Raw genomic sequence first — 15,823 nt, 5'->3', positions numbered from 1 at the left:
TTATTGGTTCGAATGATTCAAGTAGGGCGCGAGCCAGCCGAGGCCATCCCCGGTGCGCCCGCGCGGACGGTATTCGCAGCCGATCCAGCCCTCGTAGCCCAGGTCGTCGAGCAGGCTGAATAGATAGGGGTAATTGACTTCGCCATCATCCGGCTCGTTGCGCGACGGGACGCTGGCGATCTGCACATGCCCGATGCCGCCGAAGTTGTTCCTGAACGTCATGGCGATATCGCCCTCGACGATCTGCGTGTGGTAAAAATCCATCTGCACCTTGACGTTGGGCGCGCCCGATTCCAGGCGCAGCGCGTGGCCCTGCGCTTGCGTGACGAGGAAATAGCCGGGCATGTCGCGCCCGTTGATGGGCTCGATCAAGAGTTCGATGCCATGCGCGCCCACGGCCTTGGCCGCGTATTGCAGGTTAGCCAGGTAGGTGGCGCGGTGCAGCGCCAGGTCGGCGCCTTGCGGCAGCAAGCCCGCCATCATGTGCACGCGCGGGGTGCCCAGCGCCAGCGCATACTCGATGGCGCGCACCACGCCCGCACGGAACTCTTCTTCGCGGCCCGGCAGCGAAGCGATGCCCCGCTCGCCGGCAGCCCAGTCGCCCGGCGGCAGGTTGAACAGCACATTTGTCAAACCGTGCTCGCGCAGCCAGCCAGCCACTTCCTGCGGCGCGTGGTCGTACGGGAACAGGAATTCGACACCCTGGAAACCCGCTTGCGCGGCGGCGGCAAAGCGCTGCGGGAAAGGCACTTCGTTGAACATCATGGTCAGATTGGCGGCAAAGCGGGGCATGCGTATCTCCTGGATTTCTTATATGTCGAGTTTGAAAGTGTGTTTCAGGTCCGCGATCTGCGCCGCATCGAGCGGGCGCGTGGGCACGTCGCGCAGCAGCAGGAACAGCTTGGCCGTCTCTTCCAGCTCTTCGGCCGCATACACGGCCGCTTCCAGGCTGCTGCCCGACACCACGGGACCGTGGTTGGCCAGCAGCACGGCCGAATGCTTGCGCGCCATGGCGCCAATGGCGCCCGCCAGCGCCGGGTCGCCCGGACGGTGATACGGAACCAGGGGCAGGCGCCCCACCTTCATCACAAAATAGGGCGTCAGCGGCGGGATGCAGTCGTCATGGTTCAAGCCGCACATGCAGGACACGGCCGCCGAATGCGTCGAGTGCAGATGCACGATGGCGCCGGCGCTGCCGCGCTCTTCGTACATGGCGCGGTGCAAAAACGCTTCCTTCGACGGCGGCGCGCCGCTGATCAAGTTGCCGTCCCAGTCCAGCTTGGACAAGTCCGCGGGGTCCAGCCGCCCCAGGCTGGCATTCGTGGGCGTCAGCAGCCAGCCATCGGACAGGCGCACGCTGAGGTTGCCGCTGCTGCCCGCCGTGAGTCCCCGTTCGAACAGGGACTTGCCGAAGTCGGCGATCTGCTCGCGCTGGCGCATCTCTTCGGGCGCGGCGTGGATGGCGGGGGTGGCGGGGATGGCGGCACTCATGCCAGCACCTGCCAGGCCTTGCTGAAGAAATCGACCGTGCCGAAATTGCCGGACTTGAGCGCCAGCGCCAACGGCGCCCCGCAATCGTCGCCCAACGCGGGCAAGGCTTGCGTCCAGGGCACGCCGGGGTCGATCTCGGGGCCGATGCGCAAGCCAGCAATACCCAGCGCTTTCACCACCGCGCCCGAGGTTTCGCCGCCAGCGACGATCAGCTGGCCCACGCCCAGGCGCACGAGGCCTTGCGCAATGGCGGCCAGGGTTTCCTCGACGAGGGCGCCGGCCCGCTCCACGCCCAGCTGCGCCTGCACGGCGCGCACGGCGTCCGGCGTGGCCGTGGCATAGACCAGCACGGGGCCTTGCGCCAGGTGCGCGCCCGCCCATTCCAGCGCCTGCTCCACCACGGCATCCACCACCTCGCCGCCAGCGGCCAGCTGCAGGGGATCGACATGGAATGCCGGCGCGTGCTCGCGCAGGTGCGCCACCTGCTGCTGCGTGGCCACCGAGCAGCTGCCCGAGATCACGGCGCGGAAACCCGACGCCGGCGGCAAGCGTCCCGCCTGCCCCGCATGCGACGGCGACAACTGCCCCCGCTGGCGGAAATTCTGCGGCAGTCCCAGCGCGATACCGGAGCCGCCCGTGATCAGTTTCAAGTCCGCGCAGGCGGCGCCGATGGCTTCCAGGTCGCGGTTCGACACGGCATCGACGACGGCGAAATGGCAGCCCTGGCCGCGCAGCTCCGTGAAGCGCTGGGCAATGGCGGCCGCGCCCTTCTCCACCACGGAGAAATCGGCCAGGCCCACTTTCGATAGCACTTGCTGCTGCAGCACGCGCACCAGGTTCGAATCCGTCATCGGCGTCAACGGGTGGTCGCGCATGCCGGATTCGGCCAGCGGCACGTCGCCGACGAACAGGTTGCCCTTGTAGATGGTGCGGCCATTGGCGGGGAACGCGGGGCAGGCGATCGTGAAGTCCGTGTCGAGCGCCCGCATCAGCGCCTCGGCCACGGGGCCGATATTGCCGCGCGGCGTGGAGTCGAACGTGGAGCAGTATTTGAAGTAGAACTGGCGGCACCCGGCTTGCTGCAGCCAGGCCAGCGCGGCCAGCGATTCGGCCACCGCGTCTTCCGGCGCCGTCGTGCGCGACTTGAGCGCGATGACGACGGCATCGACGTCGGCCGGCGGCGGCCCTTGCGGCACGCCAATCAGCTGCACCGTGCGCATGCCAGCCTTGACCAGCATGCCGGCCAGGTCGGTGCCACCCGTGAAATCGTCGGCGATACATCCCAGTAGTACGGTCATGATTGTTCCTTCCTGATTCAGTTACGCTTTCGCCGGCAAATCGATGCCCGGGAAAGTCTTGATAACGGCCGCATCGTCCTCGCCGCCAAAACCGGCGGCCGACGCCTGCATGAACATCTGGTGCGCCGTGGCCGACAACGGTAATGGGAACACGCTTTTTTTCGCGTAATCGAGCACGATGCCGAGGTCTTTCACAAAAATATTCACGGCCGACAGCGGCGTGTAGTCGCCCTTCAAGATGTGCGGCACGCGGTTCTGGAACATCCAGGAACTGCCGGCACTGTTCGAAATCACTTCGTACAGGGCATCCGGATCGCAGCCGGCGCGCAAGCCCAACGCCATCGCTTCGGCGGCGGCGGCGATGTGCACGCCGGCCAGCAGCTGGTTGATCATCTTGACTTTCGAACCCTGCCCCGGCTGCTCGCCCAGGCGATACAGCCGGGCGCAGATGGCGTCGAAAATGCCGGCGCAGGCATCGAAGGCATCGGGCGCGCCGGCCGCCATCACGGACATCTCGCCGGCAGCCGCCTTGGCCGCGCCGCCGGAAATGGGCGCGTCGATGAAGCGCAGTCCCATGGCCGCCAGGCGCGCGCCCAGCGCTTCGGCAAATTCCGGCGCCACGGTGGCGCAGGCGATGACCACGCTGCCCGGCGCCAGCGCGCTGGCCGCGCCCTGCTCGCCAAACAGCACGGTTTCCGTCTGCTGCGCGTTGACGACGACGATCAGCAAGGCTTGCACCTGCGCCGCCAGCGCGGCAGGCGAGGACGCCGCATGGGCACCCGACTCCACCAGCTTTTGCACGGTGTCGGGGCGCACGTCGCAGGCATGCACGGCGAAGCCCGCGCGCAGCAGCGACTGCGCGATGCCCATGCCCATGGCGCCCAGGCCGATCACGCCCACTTTTTCAATTGCTGTACTCATCGTTTGCTCCAGATATTTATTTGTTCACCAGCTTGGCCGGCACGCGCATGATGATGGCCGCGCCGATCACCAGGATGGCTGCCAGCAGGTAGATGGCGATGTCGGTCGACTGCGTCAGGTCCTTGATGGAACCGATCATGTACGGCGCCGCGAAGCCGGCCAGGTTGCCCACCGAATTGATGGCGGCGATGCCGGCGGCGGCCGAGACGCCGCCGAGGAAGGCCGTCGGCAGGCTCCAGAACATGGGCGAGGCTGCCAGGATGCCGCCGGCGGCAATCGTCAGGAAGAAGATGGCCCAGCCCGTGTTGTGGGCGCCTGCCAGCGCGCTGCAGACAATGGCGGCAGCGCCCACCACCAGCGGGATGGCCATGTGCCAGCGCCGTTCGCGGTACTTGTCCGAGCTGCGGCCCAGCAGGATCATGGACGCCACGGCAAACGAATACGGAATCGCCGTGAACAGGCCGATATTGAGCACGCCCGTCACGCCAGCCGCCTTGATCAGGCTGGGCAGCCAGAAGGTCAGCGAATACTGGCCCATCACGCAGCAGAAATAGATCAGGGCCATGACCCAGATGCGCGGGTCGGCAAACATGGCGCGGATCGACGGGTGCGATACCTTGCCCTGCGCTTCCGTGGCGATGCGCTGTTCGAGGATGACTTTTTCATCTTCCGTCAGCCACTTCGCGGCGCGGATGCTGTTGTCGAGGTAGAGCAGCACGGCCACGCCCATCAGCGCGGCGGGAATCGCTTCGAGCACGAACATCCACTGCCAGCCCGCATAGCCGTGCCAGCCGGCGAAGGTTTCCATGATCCAGCCCGACAGCGGCCCGCCGATCAGACCCGCCACGGGAATGGCAGCCATGAAGGTGCACACCATGCGTGCGCGGCGCTCGGACGGATACCAGTAGGTCAGATACAGAATGATGCCGGGGAAGAAGCCCGCCTCGGCGATGCCGAGCAGGAAGCGCATGATGTAGAACTGCGTCGGCGTGGTGACGAACATGAAGGCGCCCGAAATGATGGCCCAGGTGATCATGATGCGGGCGATCCACACGCGCGCGCCGATCTTGTGCAGCATGACGTTGCTGGGCACTTCGAACAGGAAGTAGCCAAGGAAAAACACGCCCGCGCCCAGGCCGTACACGGTTTCCGAGAACTGCAGGTCGGCCAGCATCTGCAGCTTGGCGAAGCCCACGTTGACGCGGTCGAGATAGGCGACGATGTAGCACAGCATGAGGAAGGGGATGATGCGCCAGGTCACCTTGCGGTAGACGGCGTCGTCGATGATTTTCTGGCTTGCGGCGGCGCCGGCCGGCTGGCCCGGCATTGTCTGTGACACTTCCATGCTTGTCTCCTGATCGCGGGGGGGATCGACCGTGCCGGGTTTTTATGGTCCACCGGAGGTGGCTGGCAACTTGTCTAAAATTTGTATGGATGTATATTATGTGTGTGTTTTATGTGTGTCAAGCTGTATATTCCATATAATGCCAAGCAGGCAAGCCCACTTGAGAACCGTTAGCACAAGGATGCACCCGATGGACCGCACGTTCCGCTTTACCCTTCCCCCGCCGGAGCCCGCCGCGGGCAGCTTTACCACCGGCACCCTGGGCGCGCGGGTGGCGGCGCGGCTGCGCCAGCAAATCCACAACGATGGCCTGGCCGGCGGCACGCGCCTGCCATCGGAGCAGGCGATGGCCACGCACTTCGGCGTCAGCCGCACGGTGCTGCGCGAAGCCATCGCCGTGCTGCAGGCGGACGGCATCGTCGCCACGCGCAAGGGCAGCGGCACCTTCGTGTGCGCGCAGGATGGCGCGAAGGCGGGCGAACGGGGCGATGCGCTGACGGAGCAATCGGTGCAATCGCTGCTGAACCTGATCGAAGTGCGGCAAGGCCTGGAAGCGGAGATCGCCGCGCTGGCGGCCGTGCGGCGCACGCCGGGCCAGCTGGCCGACATCGAGCATGCGCTGCGGCGCATCGAGGAAGCGGTGGCGGCCGGCGTCGATGGCGTGGAAGAAGACGTGCGCCTGCACCTGTGCATCGCCGAGGCGACGGGCAACCCCTACTGGCCGAAATTCGTCGCCATGTTCGCCGACCCGATCCGCTCTGCCGTCAAGGTGACGCGCGCGAATGAAGCCCGGCGCACGGACTTTTCCATCGAAGTGCGGCGCGAACATGAAAAGATCGTGCAAGCCATCGCCGCCGGCGACCCGCAGCGGGCGCGCCAGGCGGCCATGGAACACATGCAGCACGCGGCCGAGCGCGTGCGCCTGGCCGACCGCGAATTCTGGCGCGGCGACGGCGGCGCGCTGGCGCGCACCCTGGGGCGCGATCCCATCATGCAGAAATAGCCTGCCCCGTTCAGGGATAGCTGGGCCGGCGCATCCGGAACAGGCTCTCCGGGCCGATCTCAAAATAGTCGGCCGGTCCGCCGCCGCGCAGTATCGGCGCAGCGGACGCCGTGTCGTACACGCCGTCCCTGAGCAGATGGCGCGCGATATGCACGCCCACTACTTCGCCCAGCACCAGCCAGCTGCCGACGCCCTCGCCATTCAATCCCTGCAGCTCGATGATCTGCGTGCGCCGGCATTCGAAGGACACGGGGCTTTCGGCCACGCGCGGCACCGCGACGATGCGCGAGGCGAGCGGGGTCAGGCCGGCCAGCGCGAATTCGTCGACCTCGGGCGGCGCTGGCGCGCAGCTGGCGTTCATGGCATCGGCCAGCGGACGCGTCGCCAAGTTCCACACGAATTCGCCGTTCTCTTCGATATTGCGCAAGGTGTCCTTGCGGCCGATGCTGGAAAAACCGATCAGCGGCGGCGTGTAATTGAAGGCGTTGAAAAAACTGTAGGGCGCCAGATTGAGCACGCCCGCGCCACTGCGCGTGGCGATCCAGCCGATCGGGCGCGGTCCGACAATCGCGTTGAAGGGATCATGCGGCAGGCCGTGGCCCTGCGCAGGTTCATAAAAATGCATTTCATCGGCCATGCGTCTTCCTGTCATAACGGCGCCCACGCCAGCGCGCCTGGAGTGACAGCTTAACAAAATCATCGCGCGGGCGCGCTTTCCGGTACTGCCGGTGGCGCAATCTGCGTTCTGCGCGAAAGCTGTTTACAGCGCCCTTGCAAATTTGCATACTGGTACACCTTCATCACGGGGACCGTGGAACAGATGAACATTGACCTTGCGCGGCAGGACCATGATTTTTCTATCGGCCGGCGCCCTCAGGGCCGCTATATCGCCGCAATCGGCTTGCTGCACCTGGCGCTGTTCTGGGCGGCCACGCGGCCGGTCCACACGGGAACGGAGCACGACGACCGCGTCTGGCTGCAACTGATGCCGCCATTGCCGCCAGCAAAAGCGGGCGCTGTCCCCATCGAACCCGCTCCACCGCCCGCGCGCCTGCCTCCCCAGCCTTCCTTGCCTGCCCGCCTCGCCAGTGCGGCGGTCGCGCCAGCACCGAAGGATGCCGCCATCCCCACGCCGCCGGCATTGATGCCGGACCGGCCGCCAGACGACGCCCTGCCTGCCGAGACGGCGCCGGCGGCGTCGAAGGCCGGCACCCTCCCCCTGGCGCAGCGGGCCCTGCAGGCAGCCGGCGCCATCGACCGCCAGCTGCGCGCCGAGCATCCGCAGGAATTCACGGCGCCGCCCGAGACGGCGCACACGCGCCTGGCGAAAGGCTTCGCGGAAGCGCATGCGGCGGTCAAGCCGAAATGGTTCGAAGCGGCCCGCATCGAGCTGTTCAGCGCACCAAACGACCCCAAGCGCATCTACCGCATCATCACGGCGGCCGGCGAATACTGCATCTATTTACCGGACAAAGGCAGCATGTCGCTGAACCTCAGCGCGCGCTCCGGCTACGCCGGTTTTGGCGAAGGAACTGCGGCGCCTTGTCCCATCCGGTTTTAAGCAGGGCAGATGGTATGCAGGCGCCGCGTACCGCCTCCCCTCATGCCGAAATAAAAGCACCAGAACCTGGCGCCGCCAGCGCCCTCCCCCTTGCGCTTCAAGAAACAGGCGGGGGCAGCCTGGCAGCAGAGCGTCCGCCGGTACGAGCCAGCCTCAGCAACTATTCACATGAGACCGCATTTCACATGAATTACCATGCTGCAATGGTGTGAATTTAGCAACAAGCGCAAAAATATAGTTTTTGACGCAGTGGACGCCGCGGCGTAGTGTCGGTCCTCCCGACAACCACGTAATGAGGAGCCTGCCATGGCATATCCACTGTGCTTAATGATGCCGGTACTACCCGGCACCGATCCCATCCACATCGCCGCCGCATTGCAGGAATACCAAAAGCAGATCAATGCGGCCCTCACCAGTATCGGTACCGTGCACTTTGCCCGCTTCACCCTGTTTGACCGCGCCCAGGCCAATCTGCTGCCCAACGTGAAATCGACAGGTCCCTCGGACACCCTCGTCATCGGCGTGATCACCGAGTATGACGGCGACTTCAACGACTACATCGAGGATTTTGTGGCCAAGCTGGGTCCCGTATTCGACGCGCTGCTGCAGTTTGTCGAGGGCGGCAAGCCGCTGATTCCCGTGGCCAACCACGTGGCCGCATTTGAAGCGTTCATCAGCGCCAACGACGCCGCGCAGCACGTGCCCAATACCGGCATGTATAGCGCGTATACGCAAACAGTCCAGAAAATCCTCGCTTCAGTCTGAGCCGCACGCCACGCCGGGGCCGCGCTAGCGCGCCCCGCCACCTTGCCAGCCCCAGCCCCAGCCCCCGGAGAGACAGCATGGCCGATTCCAGCATCGATTACGACGACGTGCAAGGCACGATCCTGCGCGGCTACCGCGTCAACCTGGCGCGCCACTTCATCTTGACCATCACGGATGCGGCGCAGGCACGGCGCACCATCGCGGCCCTGCTCGACGGCAGCGACGGACTGCCATCGATTACCACCGCGCGCCATATCCATCCCAAGCCGCCCTGCTTCCTGAACCTCAGCTTTACCGCTCCTGGCCTGGCGGCGCTGGGCGTCGCCGCGGCCGACCTGGCCACTTTCGACCAGGCATTTCAGCGGGGCGCGGCCGATCCGGCCAGCGTCGCGGCCGTGGGCGACGTGGACGGCAGCGCCCCCGAACATTGGCTCGGCAACCTGGGGCCGGCTACCCAGCGTGGCCAGGTGCATGCGCTGCTGAGCCTATGGGTCAGCGAATCGACGGAAGTGCTGCAACAGACATCGGCCACGCTGCGGCGCGCCTTTGCCGGCGGCTGGCGTGAATTGTATGCGCACGACGGCGTGGCCCTGCCAGGCAACCGCGTGCATTTCGGCTACCGCGACAACATCGCCCAGCCGGACGTCGATGGCGCGCCGCCCCGCAAGCACGAACCCGCATATGATCCCGACCCGCTCAACACGGTCAAGACGGGGGAATTCCTGCTCGGCTATCCGAATGAAAACGGCGGCATCTACCAGGTCCAGCCGTCGCAGCTGTCCACCAATGGCAGCTATGCCGCCTTCCGCATCCTGGAACAGGACGTGCCCCTGTTCGACACCATCCTGAGCCAGGCCGCGGCCAGTTCCGGGCTCAGCACCGAAATGGTGGCGGCCAAGATGTGCGGGCGCTGGCGCAACGGCAATCCGCTGGTACTCAGTCCGGACGAGGCCGGCCCCGTGCTGCCGGACGCCAGCCTGAACCATTTTCACTATGTCGATAGCCAGCCGGCACTGGACGACACGCTGGGCCTGAAATGCCCGGTCGGCTCGCATATCCGGCGCAACAATCCGCGCGACGAAGGCGTCGTGGGGACCTCCGCCCGCAACCACCGCATCGTGCGGCGCGCCATGCCCTACGGCAGCGAATACGATCCGGCCGCGCCCGTCGCGGAGCAACGGGGCCTCGTCGGCTATTTCATCAATGCCAACCTGCGCAACCAGTTCGAGTTTCTGATGAAGCAGTGGAACAATGACGATGCCTTCGTCAAGTCGGCCGTCGGCCCGGACGGCCCCGAGGCGGGCAATGCCACGTTCAACATCAGCGGCCAGGACGTGTTTTTGGGCATCAACAACCCCGCCGTCAGTTCCTTCACCTTGCCCGGCGTGGGCGCCAAGGGCAGCGGCAACAAGACACTGCAACACTTTTCGCGCAGCGTCATCACGCGGGGCGGCGTGTATTGCTTCTTCCCCAGCATCACGGGATTGCGCTACCTGGCGAACCTGGGCTAAGCATTACGGATGCAAGCGGGAGGCAGGCGCACGAAAGGCCCGGACCGCTTGCATTGCTCCTGTCATTGCTCTATCGTTGCAGCACGCGTGTGTTGCCAACCTTGCACAGGAGATTCCACCGTGTCGCTCATCCTCTACGGCCATCCTTTTTCCTCGTACACGCAGAAGGTGCTCATCGCCCTGTACGAGAACGCCCTGCCCTTCGATTTCCGCTGCCTGGCGCCGGACATGCCGCAGCATCTGCAGCAGTGGCTGGAGCGCTGGCCGCTGCGCAAGTTCCCGCTGCTGGTGGACGGGGAGCGCAACGTCGCCGAGACCAGCATCATCATCGAATACCTGCAACTGGCCCATCCCGGCCCGCTGCGCCTGCTGCCCGATGAGCCGATGCAGGCGCTGGACGCGCGTTTTCTCGACCGCTACTTCGACCTGCATGTCATGACGCCCGTGCAGCATGCCGTCGGCGCCGCCCTGACGGGCGACCCGGTGAAGACGCGCGAAGGCCGCGCGCATGCGGGAGAAAAACTGGACCTCGCCTACGCCTGGCTGGAAAACCACCTGGCCGGCAAGACGTGGGCCACGGGCGAACACTTTACCCTGGCCGACTGCGCCGCCGCCCCCTCGCTGTTCTATGCGGACTGGACGCAGCCGATTCCCGCCGCCTTGCCCCTGCTGCGCGCCTACCGCGCACGCCTGCTGGCCCGCCCGTCGTTTGCGCGCGCGGTGGAAGAGGCGCGCCCGTACCGCCACCTCTTCCCCCTGGGCGCACCGCAGCGCGACTGACCTTGTTCAGTAAACCTGTTCAGGCAAACACGGGCCGGAAGAAACTGCGCTCGTAGCTGACGATGCAGCGCGTCTCCTCGGCATAGCGGAAGGCGGCCTGGCATTCGGCATCCTGCATCGAGTCGCTGCGGTACTGCTCGTACAGGGCCAGGCTGGGAAACGAGAACATGGCCAGCGCCACGTTGCTGGCGCCTTCGGATGGCAAAAAGTAGCCGTGGTGCTGGCCGCCGAAGCGCTCGACCAGCGGTATCCACAGCTTGCCGTAGGCTTCGAATTCCTTCAGTTTGTACGGATCGATGATGTAGCGTAAATAACAGGTGATCATGCGGTTTCCTTGTGAACGTTCAAATCCGTCAGCATGCCCGCTTCCCACGAGCCGATGGCGGCCAGTGGCGTGCCAGGCAAGAAGTCCAGCGCGCAGGGATACGTAAAATCTTCCTGCGCCAGCACATCGAGACCGGGCCAGCCGTAAAACAGCAGCTTGCCCTTGCCGATGCGTCCCAGCGCGCTGCCGTCGGGCAGCCAGCGCAAGGCGTTGCCCGTGCCGCCGCCCGCCTCCACCGGCACCGTGGCCAGCACGCGGCCATCGTCGATCGCATGCACGGACAGGTACTCGTCGCCGCCAGCGTGGTGCAGCACGGCCAGGCGCGCGCCGTCCGGCGATGGCGCGCAGGACATGATACCGGGCAGCGACAGCACCACGCGGCCGCCCCCCGCCTGCAGCGGCCAGTCCCACACGCTGCAATAGTCAGGCGGCTGCACCTGCCCCTCGTCCACGGATTTGACGCCATGCTGGACCAGCAGGCGCCGCCCGCCATCGATGGCGCAGGCATCTCGCAGCATCTCGCCCGCATGCTCCTGCACGAACAGCACCTCGCCCGTCTGCGCATCGCGCACCCGCAGGCGGCCGTCCCAGCCGCCGTCGGCAAGATGCTGCCCGCACGGCGACCACGCGGGGTCGGAACCTTCGCGATCCTTCTTGTTCTGGAAGTTGAGCAGCAGCTGCCCCGACTGCGCATCGACCACGGCCATCTGGCCCGTCGTGCTCTTGATGGCGATCCGGCTGCCGTCGGGCGAGAACGCCATGCCCGACATGTGCGCGATGAACTTGCCGCGCCACAGTTTGCTGCGCGCCGCCACGTCCCACAGGACCAGGTCGCGTCCCAGCACGGCCAGGCGCGTGCCATCGGGCGAAAACTGCACGCCGTAACTGCAGCCCAGCTTCAAGGGCTTCGGCCTTGCCGTCATGGACGCGCCAGCCGGTATACGACGGTATCGAGGTCGTAATGGCGCCCCATGCCCACGTACTGCATGCCCAGGCGCGTCATGACCTTGATCGAGGCGGCGTTGTCGGGATGCGCCACGGCCACCACTTCGGGTGCGCCGACGACGTCGAACGCATGCGCGACGATGGCGGCCGCCGCCTCGCTGGCATAGCCCTGGCCCCAGCCCGTACGGGCCAGGCGCCAGCCGATTTCATGCGGCTTGGCCTTGTCCCCATCGAGGTGCTGCAGGCACGCCATGCCCACCATCTCGCCGTCGTCGAGGCGGATCAGCGCCCACCAGGAGTAGCCCCATTCGGCCCAGCGGCCCGTGATGCGCGCAACCGCCGCGCGCGTATCCTCTTCCGTCTCGGGCTGGCCTGCGTTCAGGTAGGTCATCACCTCGGGATCCGTGTTGAGCGTGCGCATGCGCTCGTAGTGGTCTGCCGTAATCGGTTCCAGGCGCAGCCGCGCCGTCGTCAGTATGGTCATCGCATTTCCTTGGACGAAAAAAAAGACGATACACGATCGTCTTTTTTTTGCAAGAGCGCACGCGATTACTTGCCTGCTTCGCCCTTCTTGATCCACGCCGCCAGCTGGTGCGGGCGCAGGCCGTCGTAGTCTTCGAATGGCTGGTGGATCCATGGGTTGTGCGGCAGTTCGTCCAGGAAGTAGTCGGGACGCACGACGGAGCAGCCTTTCAGCCAGATCACGGCCGATTTGACTTCGGTCACGTCAGGGAAGTTTTCCTTCAGGTGACGCGTGACCTTGTCCAGGGTGACGCCGGAATCGGCCAGGTCGTCGACCAGCAGGATGCGGCCGGCCAGCGGGCCCTTGGTCATGGTCATGTACTTGGCGATATCGAGGTCGCCGCGCACCGTGCCCGCGTCTTCGCGGTAGGAGCTGGTCGACAGGATGGCCAGCGGCAAATCAAAAATGCGCGAGAACACGTCGCCGGGACGCACGCCGCCGCGCGCCAGGCACAATACCTGGTCGAATTTCCAGCCCGATTCGTAGACCTTGAGCGCCAGGCGCTCGATCAGGCGGTGATACTCTTCCCAGTTGACCCAGAGATGTTGATCGTTCGATTGTGGGGTAGTCATGATAGTGAAATCTTATTATTAGCGTGATTAAAAAAATCCGCCTTGCGGCGGATTGTGTCCAGCAGCTTACTCGAATGGGTGGCGCAGCACGATCGTCTCTTCACGATCGGGACCGGTCGAAACCATGTCCACCGGTACGCCGACCAGTTCTTCGATGCGCTTGATGTAAGCGCGGGCCGTCGCTGGCAAAGCCGCCAGCGATTTCGCGCCGACCGTGCTTTCCGTCCAGCCTGGCATCTCTTCGTACACGGGTACGCAGCGGGCGGCTTCTTCGGCGCCCGATGGGAAGATGTCCGTGGCCACGCCGTCGATGGTGTAGCCGGTGCACAGTTTCAAGGTTTCGATACCGTCCAGGACGTCCAGCTTGGTCAGGCACATGCCCGTCACGCCGTTGATCTGCACGGAGCGGCGCAGCAGGGCAGCATCGAACCAGCCGCAGCGGCGGGCGCGGCCCGTCACGGTGCCGAATTCATGGCCCACTTGCGCCAGGTGATGGCCGACGCCTGCATCCGTTGGCAGTTCCGACGGGAACGGGCCGGAGCCGACGCGCGTCGTGTACGCCTTGGTGATGCCCATGATGTAGTGCAGCATGCCAGGACCGACGCCCGAACCGGCGGCGGCATTGCCAGCCACGCAGTTCGACGAGGTGACGAACGGATAGGTGCCGTGGTCGACGTCGAGCAGGGAACCTTGCGCGCCTTCGAACAGCAGATTCGCGCCGGCCTTGTGCGCCTTGTACAGCGCGCTCGACACGTCGGTGACCATCGGACGCAGACGCGGCACATAGGCCAGCGCGTCGTCGAGGGTCTTCTGGTAATCGATGCGCGGAGCCTTCAGGTAGTGCTCCAGCACGAAGTTGTGATAATCGAGGTTTTCCGCCAGTTTTTCGGCGAAACGGGCTTCGTTCAGCAGGTCGGCGACGCGGATGGCGCGGCGCGCCACCTTGTCTTCGTAGGCCGGGCCGATACCCTTGCCCGTGGTGCCGATCTTGGCCGCGCCGCGCGCCGCTTCACGGGCCAGGTCGAGTGCCGAGTGGTAAGGCAGGATGACCGGTGCGGCATCCGACACTTTCAGGCGCGAGGCGACTTCGACGCCGACGGCTTCGAGCTTGTCGATTTCGCGCAGCACGTCCGGTACCGACACGACCACACCGTTACCGATGTAGCAGGCGACGCCTGGACGCATGATGCCCGACGGGATCAGCTGCAGCGCGGTTTTCACGCCGCCGATGACCAGCGTGTGGCCTGCATTGTGGCCGCCCTGGAAGCGCACCACACCCTGGGCGTGATCGGTCAACCAATCGACGATCTTGCCTTTACCTTCATCGCCCCATTGGGTGCCGATGACAACAACGTTCTTTGCCATAATTTTCTTTGACATCACTCAACCTAAGTTTTTAAGAATCCAGCTACTACCATTATCGGCAAGTACCAGCACGCGATCGCACTCGAACTCGTCTTGTTCATTACTGTGACCCGGCATACTCTGGATCACGACCTCGCCCGCCTTGCGCAACTCGGCGATTTTTTCCTTCAATTCTGGCGCGCTGCCCCACGGCGCGCGGATCGAATGCTTCCGTTCCGCGGTCGGCAACAGGCGCGCCAGTTCGCGCAAATCGAGCGAGAAGCCGGTCGCGGGACGAGCCCGGCCGAACGCTTCGCCGACGTGGTCATAACGGCCGCCGCGCGCAACCGCGTTCGGCAAGCCAGGTACATACAGCGCAAACATCGCGCCGCTTTCATATTGGTAGCCGCGCAGGTCGGCCAGGTCGATCGCCACTTCGGCGCGGCCCAGCGCAGAGCCTGCCAGCGCAGCCAGCTCGGCCAGCGCCTTGAGCACGCCCGGCAACGGCGGCAGCACTTCGCGCGCACGCGCCAGCACGTCGATGTCGCCATACAGGTTCGGCAGGGCCAGCAGCGCATCGCGCGTCACGGCGTCGTAGCCGGCGGTCAGCTCGCGCAGGCCAGGCGCATCTTTCGCGCGCAGCAGGGTGTACAGCGCAGCCTCGTCGCGCACGGCAGCGGCGTCTTGCGCAATGATAGCGCGCAACAGGCCCACGTGCGATAAATCCAGGCGCACGCTGTCGAAACCGGCCAGTGCCAGCGAGGCGAGCGCCAGTTCCTGGATCTCGGCATCCGCTTCCAGGCCCGCGTGGCCATAGATCTCGGCGCCGATCTGCAGCGGCTCGCGCGTGGCGTGCAGGCCCGACGGACGGGTATGCAGCACGCTGCCGGCGTAGCACAGGCGGGTGACGGTAGCACGGTTGAGCAGGTGGGCGTCGATGCGCGCCACTTGCGTCGTCATGTCGGCGCGCAGGCCGAGCATGCGGCCCGACAGTTGGTCGACCAGCTTGAACGTGCGCAGGTCGGTATCCTTGCCAGCGCCAGTCATCAGCGATTCCAGATACTCGAGCAGCGGCGGCATGACCAGTTCATATCCGTACAGACGGAAATTATCCAGCATGAGGCGACGCAGCTCTTCGATCTTGCGCGCTTCCGACGGCAGAACATCGGCAATATTTTCGGGCAAAAGCCAATTCGGCATGAGGGAGCGAGATACGGAAGAAAGTTGAAAAAATGCATCATGCGAGGCAGCGGCAGGCGCGCCAGGCAAGAGGCCGAACCTGATATTTTACGCGAAAACACGGGCCTTTAGGGATAAGTTGTCCGAAACGCTGCCGCACAGCCCTAAAAACACCGCATTTTACGCCTTCCCGCAACAACTAGACGGGCACAAAAAAACGGGGCCGGCATTCACGCCGGCCCCGCTGCTGCCGCACCCGT

At 65.2% G+C, this 15,823-nt stretch carries 17 protein-coding genes; 5 read left to right on the top strand and 12 right to left on the bottom strand.

The annotated features are described in order from the left end of the window. Genes otnI through VPH41_RS06545 form a run of 5 tightly spaced genes read right to left on the bottom strand, consistent with a single transcriptional unit; the run spans position 1 to position 5,055 of the window. Complete coding sequence (gene otnI, locus VPH41_RS06565) at positions 1 to 792, bottom strand: 2-oxo-tetronate isomerase (RefSeq protein ID WP_328569349.1); 792 nt, start codon at positions 790 to 792, stop codon at positions 1 to 3. A gap of 18 nt (positions 793 to 810) precedes the next feature. Beyond that, positions 811 to 1,491 carry a 3-oxo-tetronate 4-phosphate decarboxylase gene (gene otnC / locus VPH41_RS06560; protein ID WP_328569348.1) on the bottom strand — a complete coding sequence of 227 codons (681 nt, stop codon included), beginning with the start codon at positions 1,489 to 1,491 and terminating at the stop codon, positions 811 to 813. After that, entirely contained in the window at positions 1,488 to 2,789 is a 1,302-nt protein-coding gene (otnK, locus tag VPH41_RS06555) for a 3-oxo-tetronate kinase (protein WP_328569347.1), read from the bottom strand. Before otnK ends, otnC begins: the two co-directional genes overlap by 4 nt. Positions 2,790 to 2,810: 21 nt before the next feature. Next, on the bottom strand, positions 2,811 to 3,710 hold the full coding sequence (gene ltnD / locus VPH41_RS06550; RefSeq protein WP_328569346.1) for an L-threonate dehydrogenase: 900 nt from the start codon (positions 3,708 to 3,710) through the stop codon (positions 2,811 to 2,813). Positions 3,711 to 3,726: 16 nt separating this feature from the next. After that, on the bottom strand, positions 3,727 to 5,055 hold the full coding sequence (locus VPH41_RS06545; protein WP_442906222.1) for an MFS transporter: 1,329 nt from the start codon (positions 5,053 to 5,055) through the stop codon (positions 3,727 to 3,729). A gap of 190 nt (positions 5,056 to 5,245) precedes the next feature. Here VPH41_RS06545 and VPH41_RS06540 point away from each other — a divergent pair, with 190 nt between their 5' ends. After that, positions 5,246 to 6,058 carry a FadR/GntR family transcriptional regulator gene (locus VPH41_RS06540; protein WP_328569345.1) on the top strand — a complete coding sequence of 271 codons (813 nt, stop codon included), beginning with the start codon at positions 5,246 to 5,248 and terminating at the stop codon, positions 6,056 to 6,058. Positions 6,059 to 6,068: 10 nt separating this feature from the next. Here VPH41_RS06540 and VPH41_RS06535 read toward each other — a convergent pair whose 3' ends face one another. Continuing rightward, on the bottom strand, positions 6,069 to 6,695 hold the full coding sequence (locus tag VPH41_RS06535; protein ID WP_328569344.1) for a flavin reductase family protein: 627 nt from the start codon (positions 6,693 to 6,695) through the stop codon (positions 6,069 to 6,071). A gap of 183 nt (positions 6,696 to 6,878) precedes the next feature. On the opposite strand from VPH41_RS06535, the gene VPH41_RS06530 reads away from it, so the two are divergent. From VPH41_RS06530 to VPH41_RS06515, 4 genes are all read left to right on the top strand, one after another. Continuing rightward, on the top strand, positions 6,879 to 7,619 hold the full coding sequence (locus VPH41_RS06530) for a hypothetical protein (RefSeq protein ID WP_328569343.1): 741 nt from the start codon (positions 6,879 to 6,881) through the stop codon (positions 7,617 to 7,619). Between the two features lie 306 nt (positions 7,620 to 7,925). Continuing rightward, on the top strand, positions 7,926 to 8,384 hold the full coding sequence (locus VPH41_RS06525) for a hypothetical protein (RefSeq protein ID WP_152281102.1): 459 nt from the start codon (positions 7,926 to 7,928) through the stop codon (positions 8,382 to 8,384). A 77-nt stretch (positions 8,385 to 8,461) separates the two neighbouring features. After that, positions 8,462 to 9,895, top strand: coding sequence for a Dyp-type peroxidase (locus tag VPH41_RS06520; protein WP_328569342.1), 1,434 nt, complete (start codon positions 8,462 to 8,464; stop codon positions 9,893 to 9,895). 120 nt (positions 9,896 to 10,015) lie between these two features. Then, positions 10,016 to 10,675, top strand: coding sequence for a glutathione S-transferase family protein (locus tag VPH41_RS06515; protein ID WP_328569341.1), 660 nt, complete (start codon positions 10,016 to 10,018; stop codon positions 10,673 to 10,675). A gap of 19 nt (positions 10,676 to 10,694) precedes the next feature. Here the strand turns inward: VPH41_RS06515 and VPH41_RS06510 are convergent, their stop codons facing one another. The 6 genes from VPH41_RS06510 to VPH41_RS06485 all read right to left on the bottom strand — a co-directional run bounded on the left by VPH41_RS06510 (position 10,695) and on the right by VPH41_RS06485 (position 15,584). Beyond that, positions 10,695 to 11,000: an NIPSNAP family protein gene (locus tag VPH41_RS06510; RefSeq protein WP_152281105.1), complete on the bottom strand. Its 306-nt coding sequence runs from the start codon at positions 10,998 to 11,000 to the stop codon at positions 10,695 to 10,697. Beyond that, a complete protein-coding gene (locus VPH41_RS06505; RefSeq protein ID WP_328569340.1) occupies positions 10,997 to 11,923 on the bottom strand; it encodes a WD40 repeat domain-containing protein in 927 nt (308 codons plus the stop codon). Before VPH41_RS06505 ends, VPH41_RS06510 begins: the two co-directional genes overlap by 4 nt. Beyond that, positions 11,920 to 12,429, bottom strand: a complete 510-nt coding sequence (locus VPH41_RS06500) for a GNAT family N-acetyltransferase (protein ID WP_328569339.1) — start codon at positions 12,427 to 12,429, stop codon at positions 11,920 to 11,922. The genes VPH41_RS06505 and VPH41_RS06500 overlap by 4 nt, the downstream gene beginning before the upstream one ends. Before the next feature lie 65 nt (positions 12,430 to 12,494). After that, complete coding sequence (locus VPH41_RS06495) at positions 12,495 to 13,040, bottom strand: phosphoribosyltransferase (RefSeq protein WP_034752020.1); 546 nt, start codon at positions 13,038 to 13,040, stop codon at positions 12,495 to 12,497. A gap of 66 nt (positions 13,041 to 13,106) precedes the next feature. Further along, the gene (locus tag VPH41_RS06490; RefSeq protein ID WP_086147765.1) at positions 13,107 to 14,420 is read right to left on the bottom strand and encodes an adenylosuccinate synthase; all 1,314 of its coding nucleotides are present in this window, start codon (positions 14,418 to 14,420) and stop codon (positions 13,107 to 13,109) included. Positions 14,421 to 14,423: 3 nt separating this feature from the next. Then, positions 14,424 to 15,584, bottom strand: coding sequence for an ATP phosphoribosyltransferase regulatory subunit (locus VPH41_RS06485; RefSeq protein ID WP_152281108.1), 1,161 nt, complete (start codon positions 15,582 to 15,584; stop codon positions 14,424 to 14,426). Positions 15,585 to 15,823 lie beyond the last annotated feature (239 nt).

Source organism: Janthinobacterium sp. P210006 (genome assembly GCF_036231885.1).
Lineage (GTDB): Bacteria > Pseudomonadota > Gammaproteobacteria > Burkholderiales > Burkholderiaceae_D > Janthinobacterium > Janthinobacterium violaceinigrum.
Note: the sequence above shows the minus strand (reverse complement) of the source record. Positions and strands in the feature narration are given on the sequence as shown.

Bases quoted from the DNA above. Each gene is read 5' to 3' on its own strand.
- otnI (WP_328569349.1), bottom strand. From the start codon at position 792: ATGCCCCGCTTTGCCGCCAATCTGACCATGATGTTCAACGAAGTGCCT.
- otnC (WP_328569348.1), bottom strand. From the start codon at position 1,491: ATGAGTGCCGCCATCCCCGCCACCCCCGCCATCCACGCCGCGCCCGAA.
- otnK (WP_328569347.1), bottom strand. From the start codon at position 2,789: ATGACCGTACTACTGGGATGTATCGCCGACGATTTCACGGGTGGCACC.
- ltnD (WP_328569346.1), bottom strand. From the start codon at position 3,710: ATGAGTACAGCAATTGAAAAAGTGGGCGTGATCGGCCTGGGCGCCATG.
- VPH41_RS06545 (WP_442906222.1), bottom strand. From the start codon at position 5,055: ATGGAAGTGTCACAGACAATGCCGGGCCAGCCGGCCGGCGCCGCCGCA.
- VPH41_RS06540 (WP_328569345.1), top strand. From the start codon at position 5,246: ATGGACCGCACGTTCCGCTTTACCCTTCCCCCGCCGGAGCCCGCCGCG.
- VPH41_RS06535 (WP_328569344.1), bottom strand. From the start codon at position 6,695: ATGGCCGATGAAATGCATTTTTATGAACCTGCGCAGGGCCACGGCCTG.
- VPH41_RS06530 (WP_328569343.1), top strand. From the start codon at position 6,879: ATGAACATTGACCTTGCGCGGCAGGACCATGATTTTTCTATCGGCCGG.
- VPH41_RS06525 (WP_152281102.1), top strand. From the start codon at position 7,926: ATGGCATATCCACTGTGCTTAATGATGCCGGTACTACCCGGCACCGAT.
- VPH41_RS06520 (WP_328569342.1), top strand. From the start codon at position 8,462: ATGGCCGATTCCAGCATCGATTACGACGACGTGCAAGGCACGATCCTG.
- VPH41_RS06510 (WP_152281105.1), bottom strand. From the start codon at position 11,000: ATGATCACCTGTTATTTACGCTACATCATCGATCCGTACAAACTGAAG.
- VPH41_RS06505 (WP_328569340.1), bottom strand. From the start codon at position 11,923: ATGACGGCAAGGCCGAAGCCCTTGAAGCTGGGCTGCAGTTACGGCGTG.
- VPH41_RS06500 (WP_328569339.1), bottom strand. From the start codon at position 12,429: ATGACCATACTGACGACGGCGCGGCTGCGCCTGGAACCGATTACGGCA.
- VPH41_RS06495 (WP_034752020.1), bottom strand. From the start codon at position 13,040: ATGACTACCCCACAATCGAACGATCAACATCTCTGGGTCAACTGGGAA.
- VPH41_RS06490 (WP_086147765.1), bottom strand. From the start codon at position 14,420: ATGTCAAAGAAAATTATGGCAAAGAACGTTGTTGTCATCGGCACCCAA.
- VPH41_RS06485 (WP_152281108.1), bottom strand. From the start codon at position 15,584: ATGCCGAATTGGCTTTTGCCCGAAAATATTGCCGATGTTCTGCCGTCG.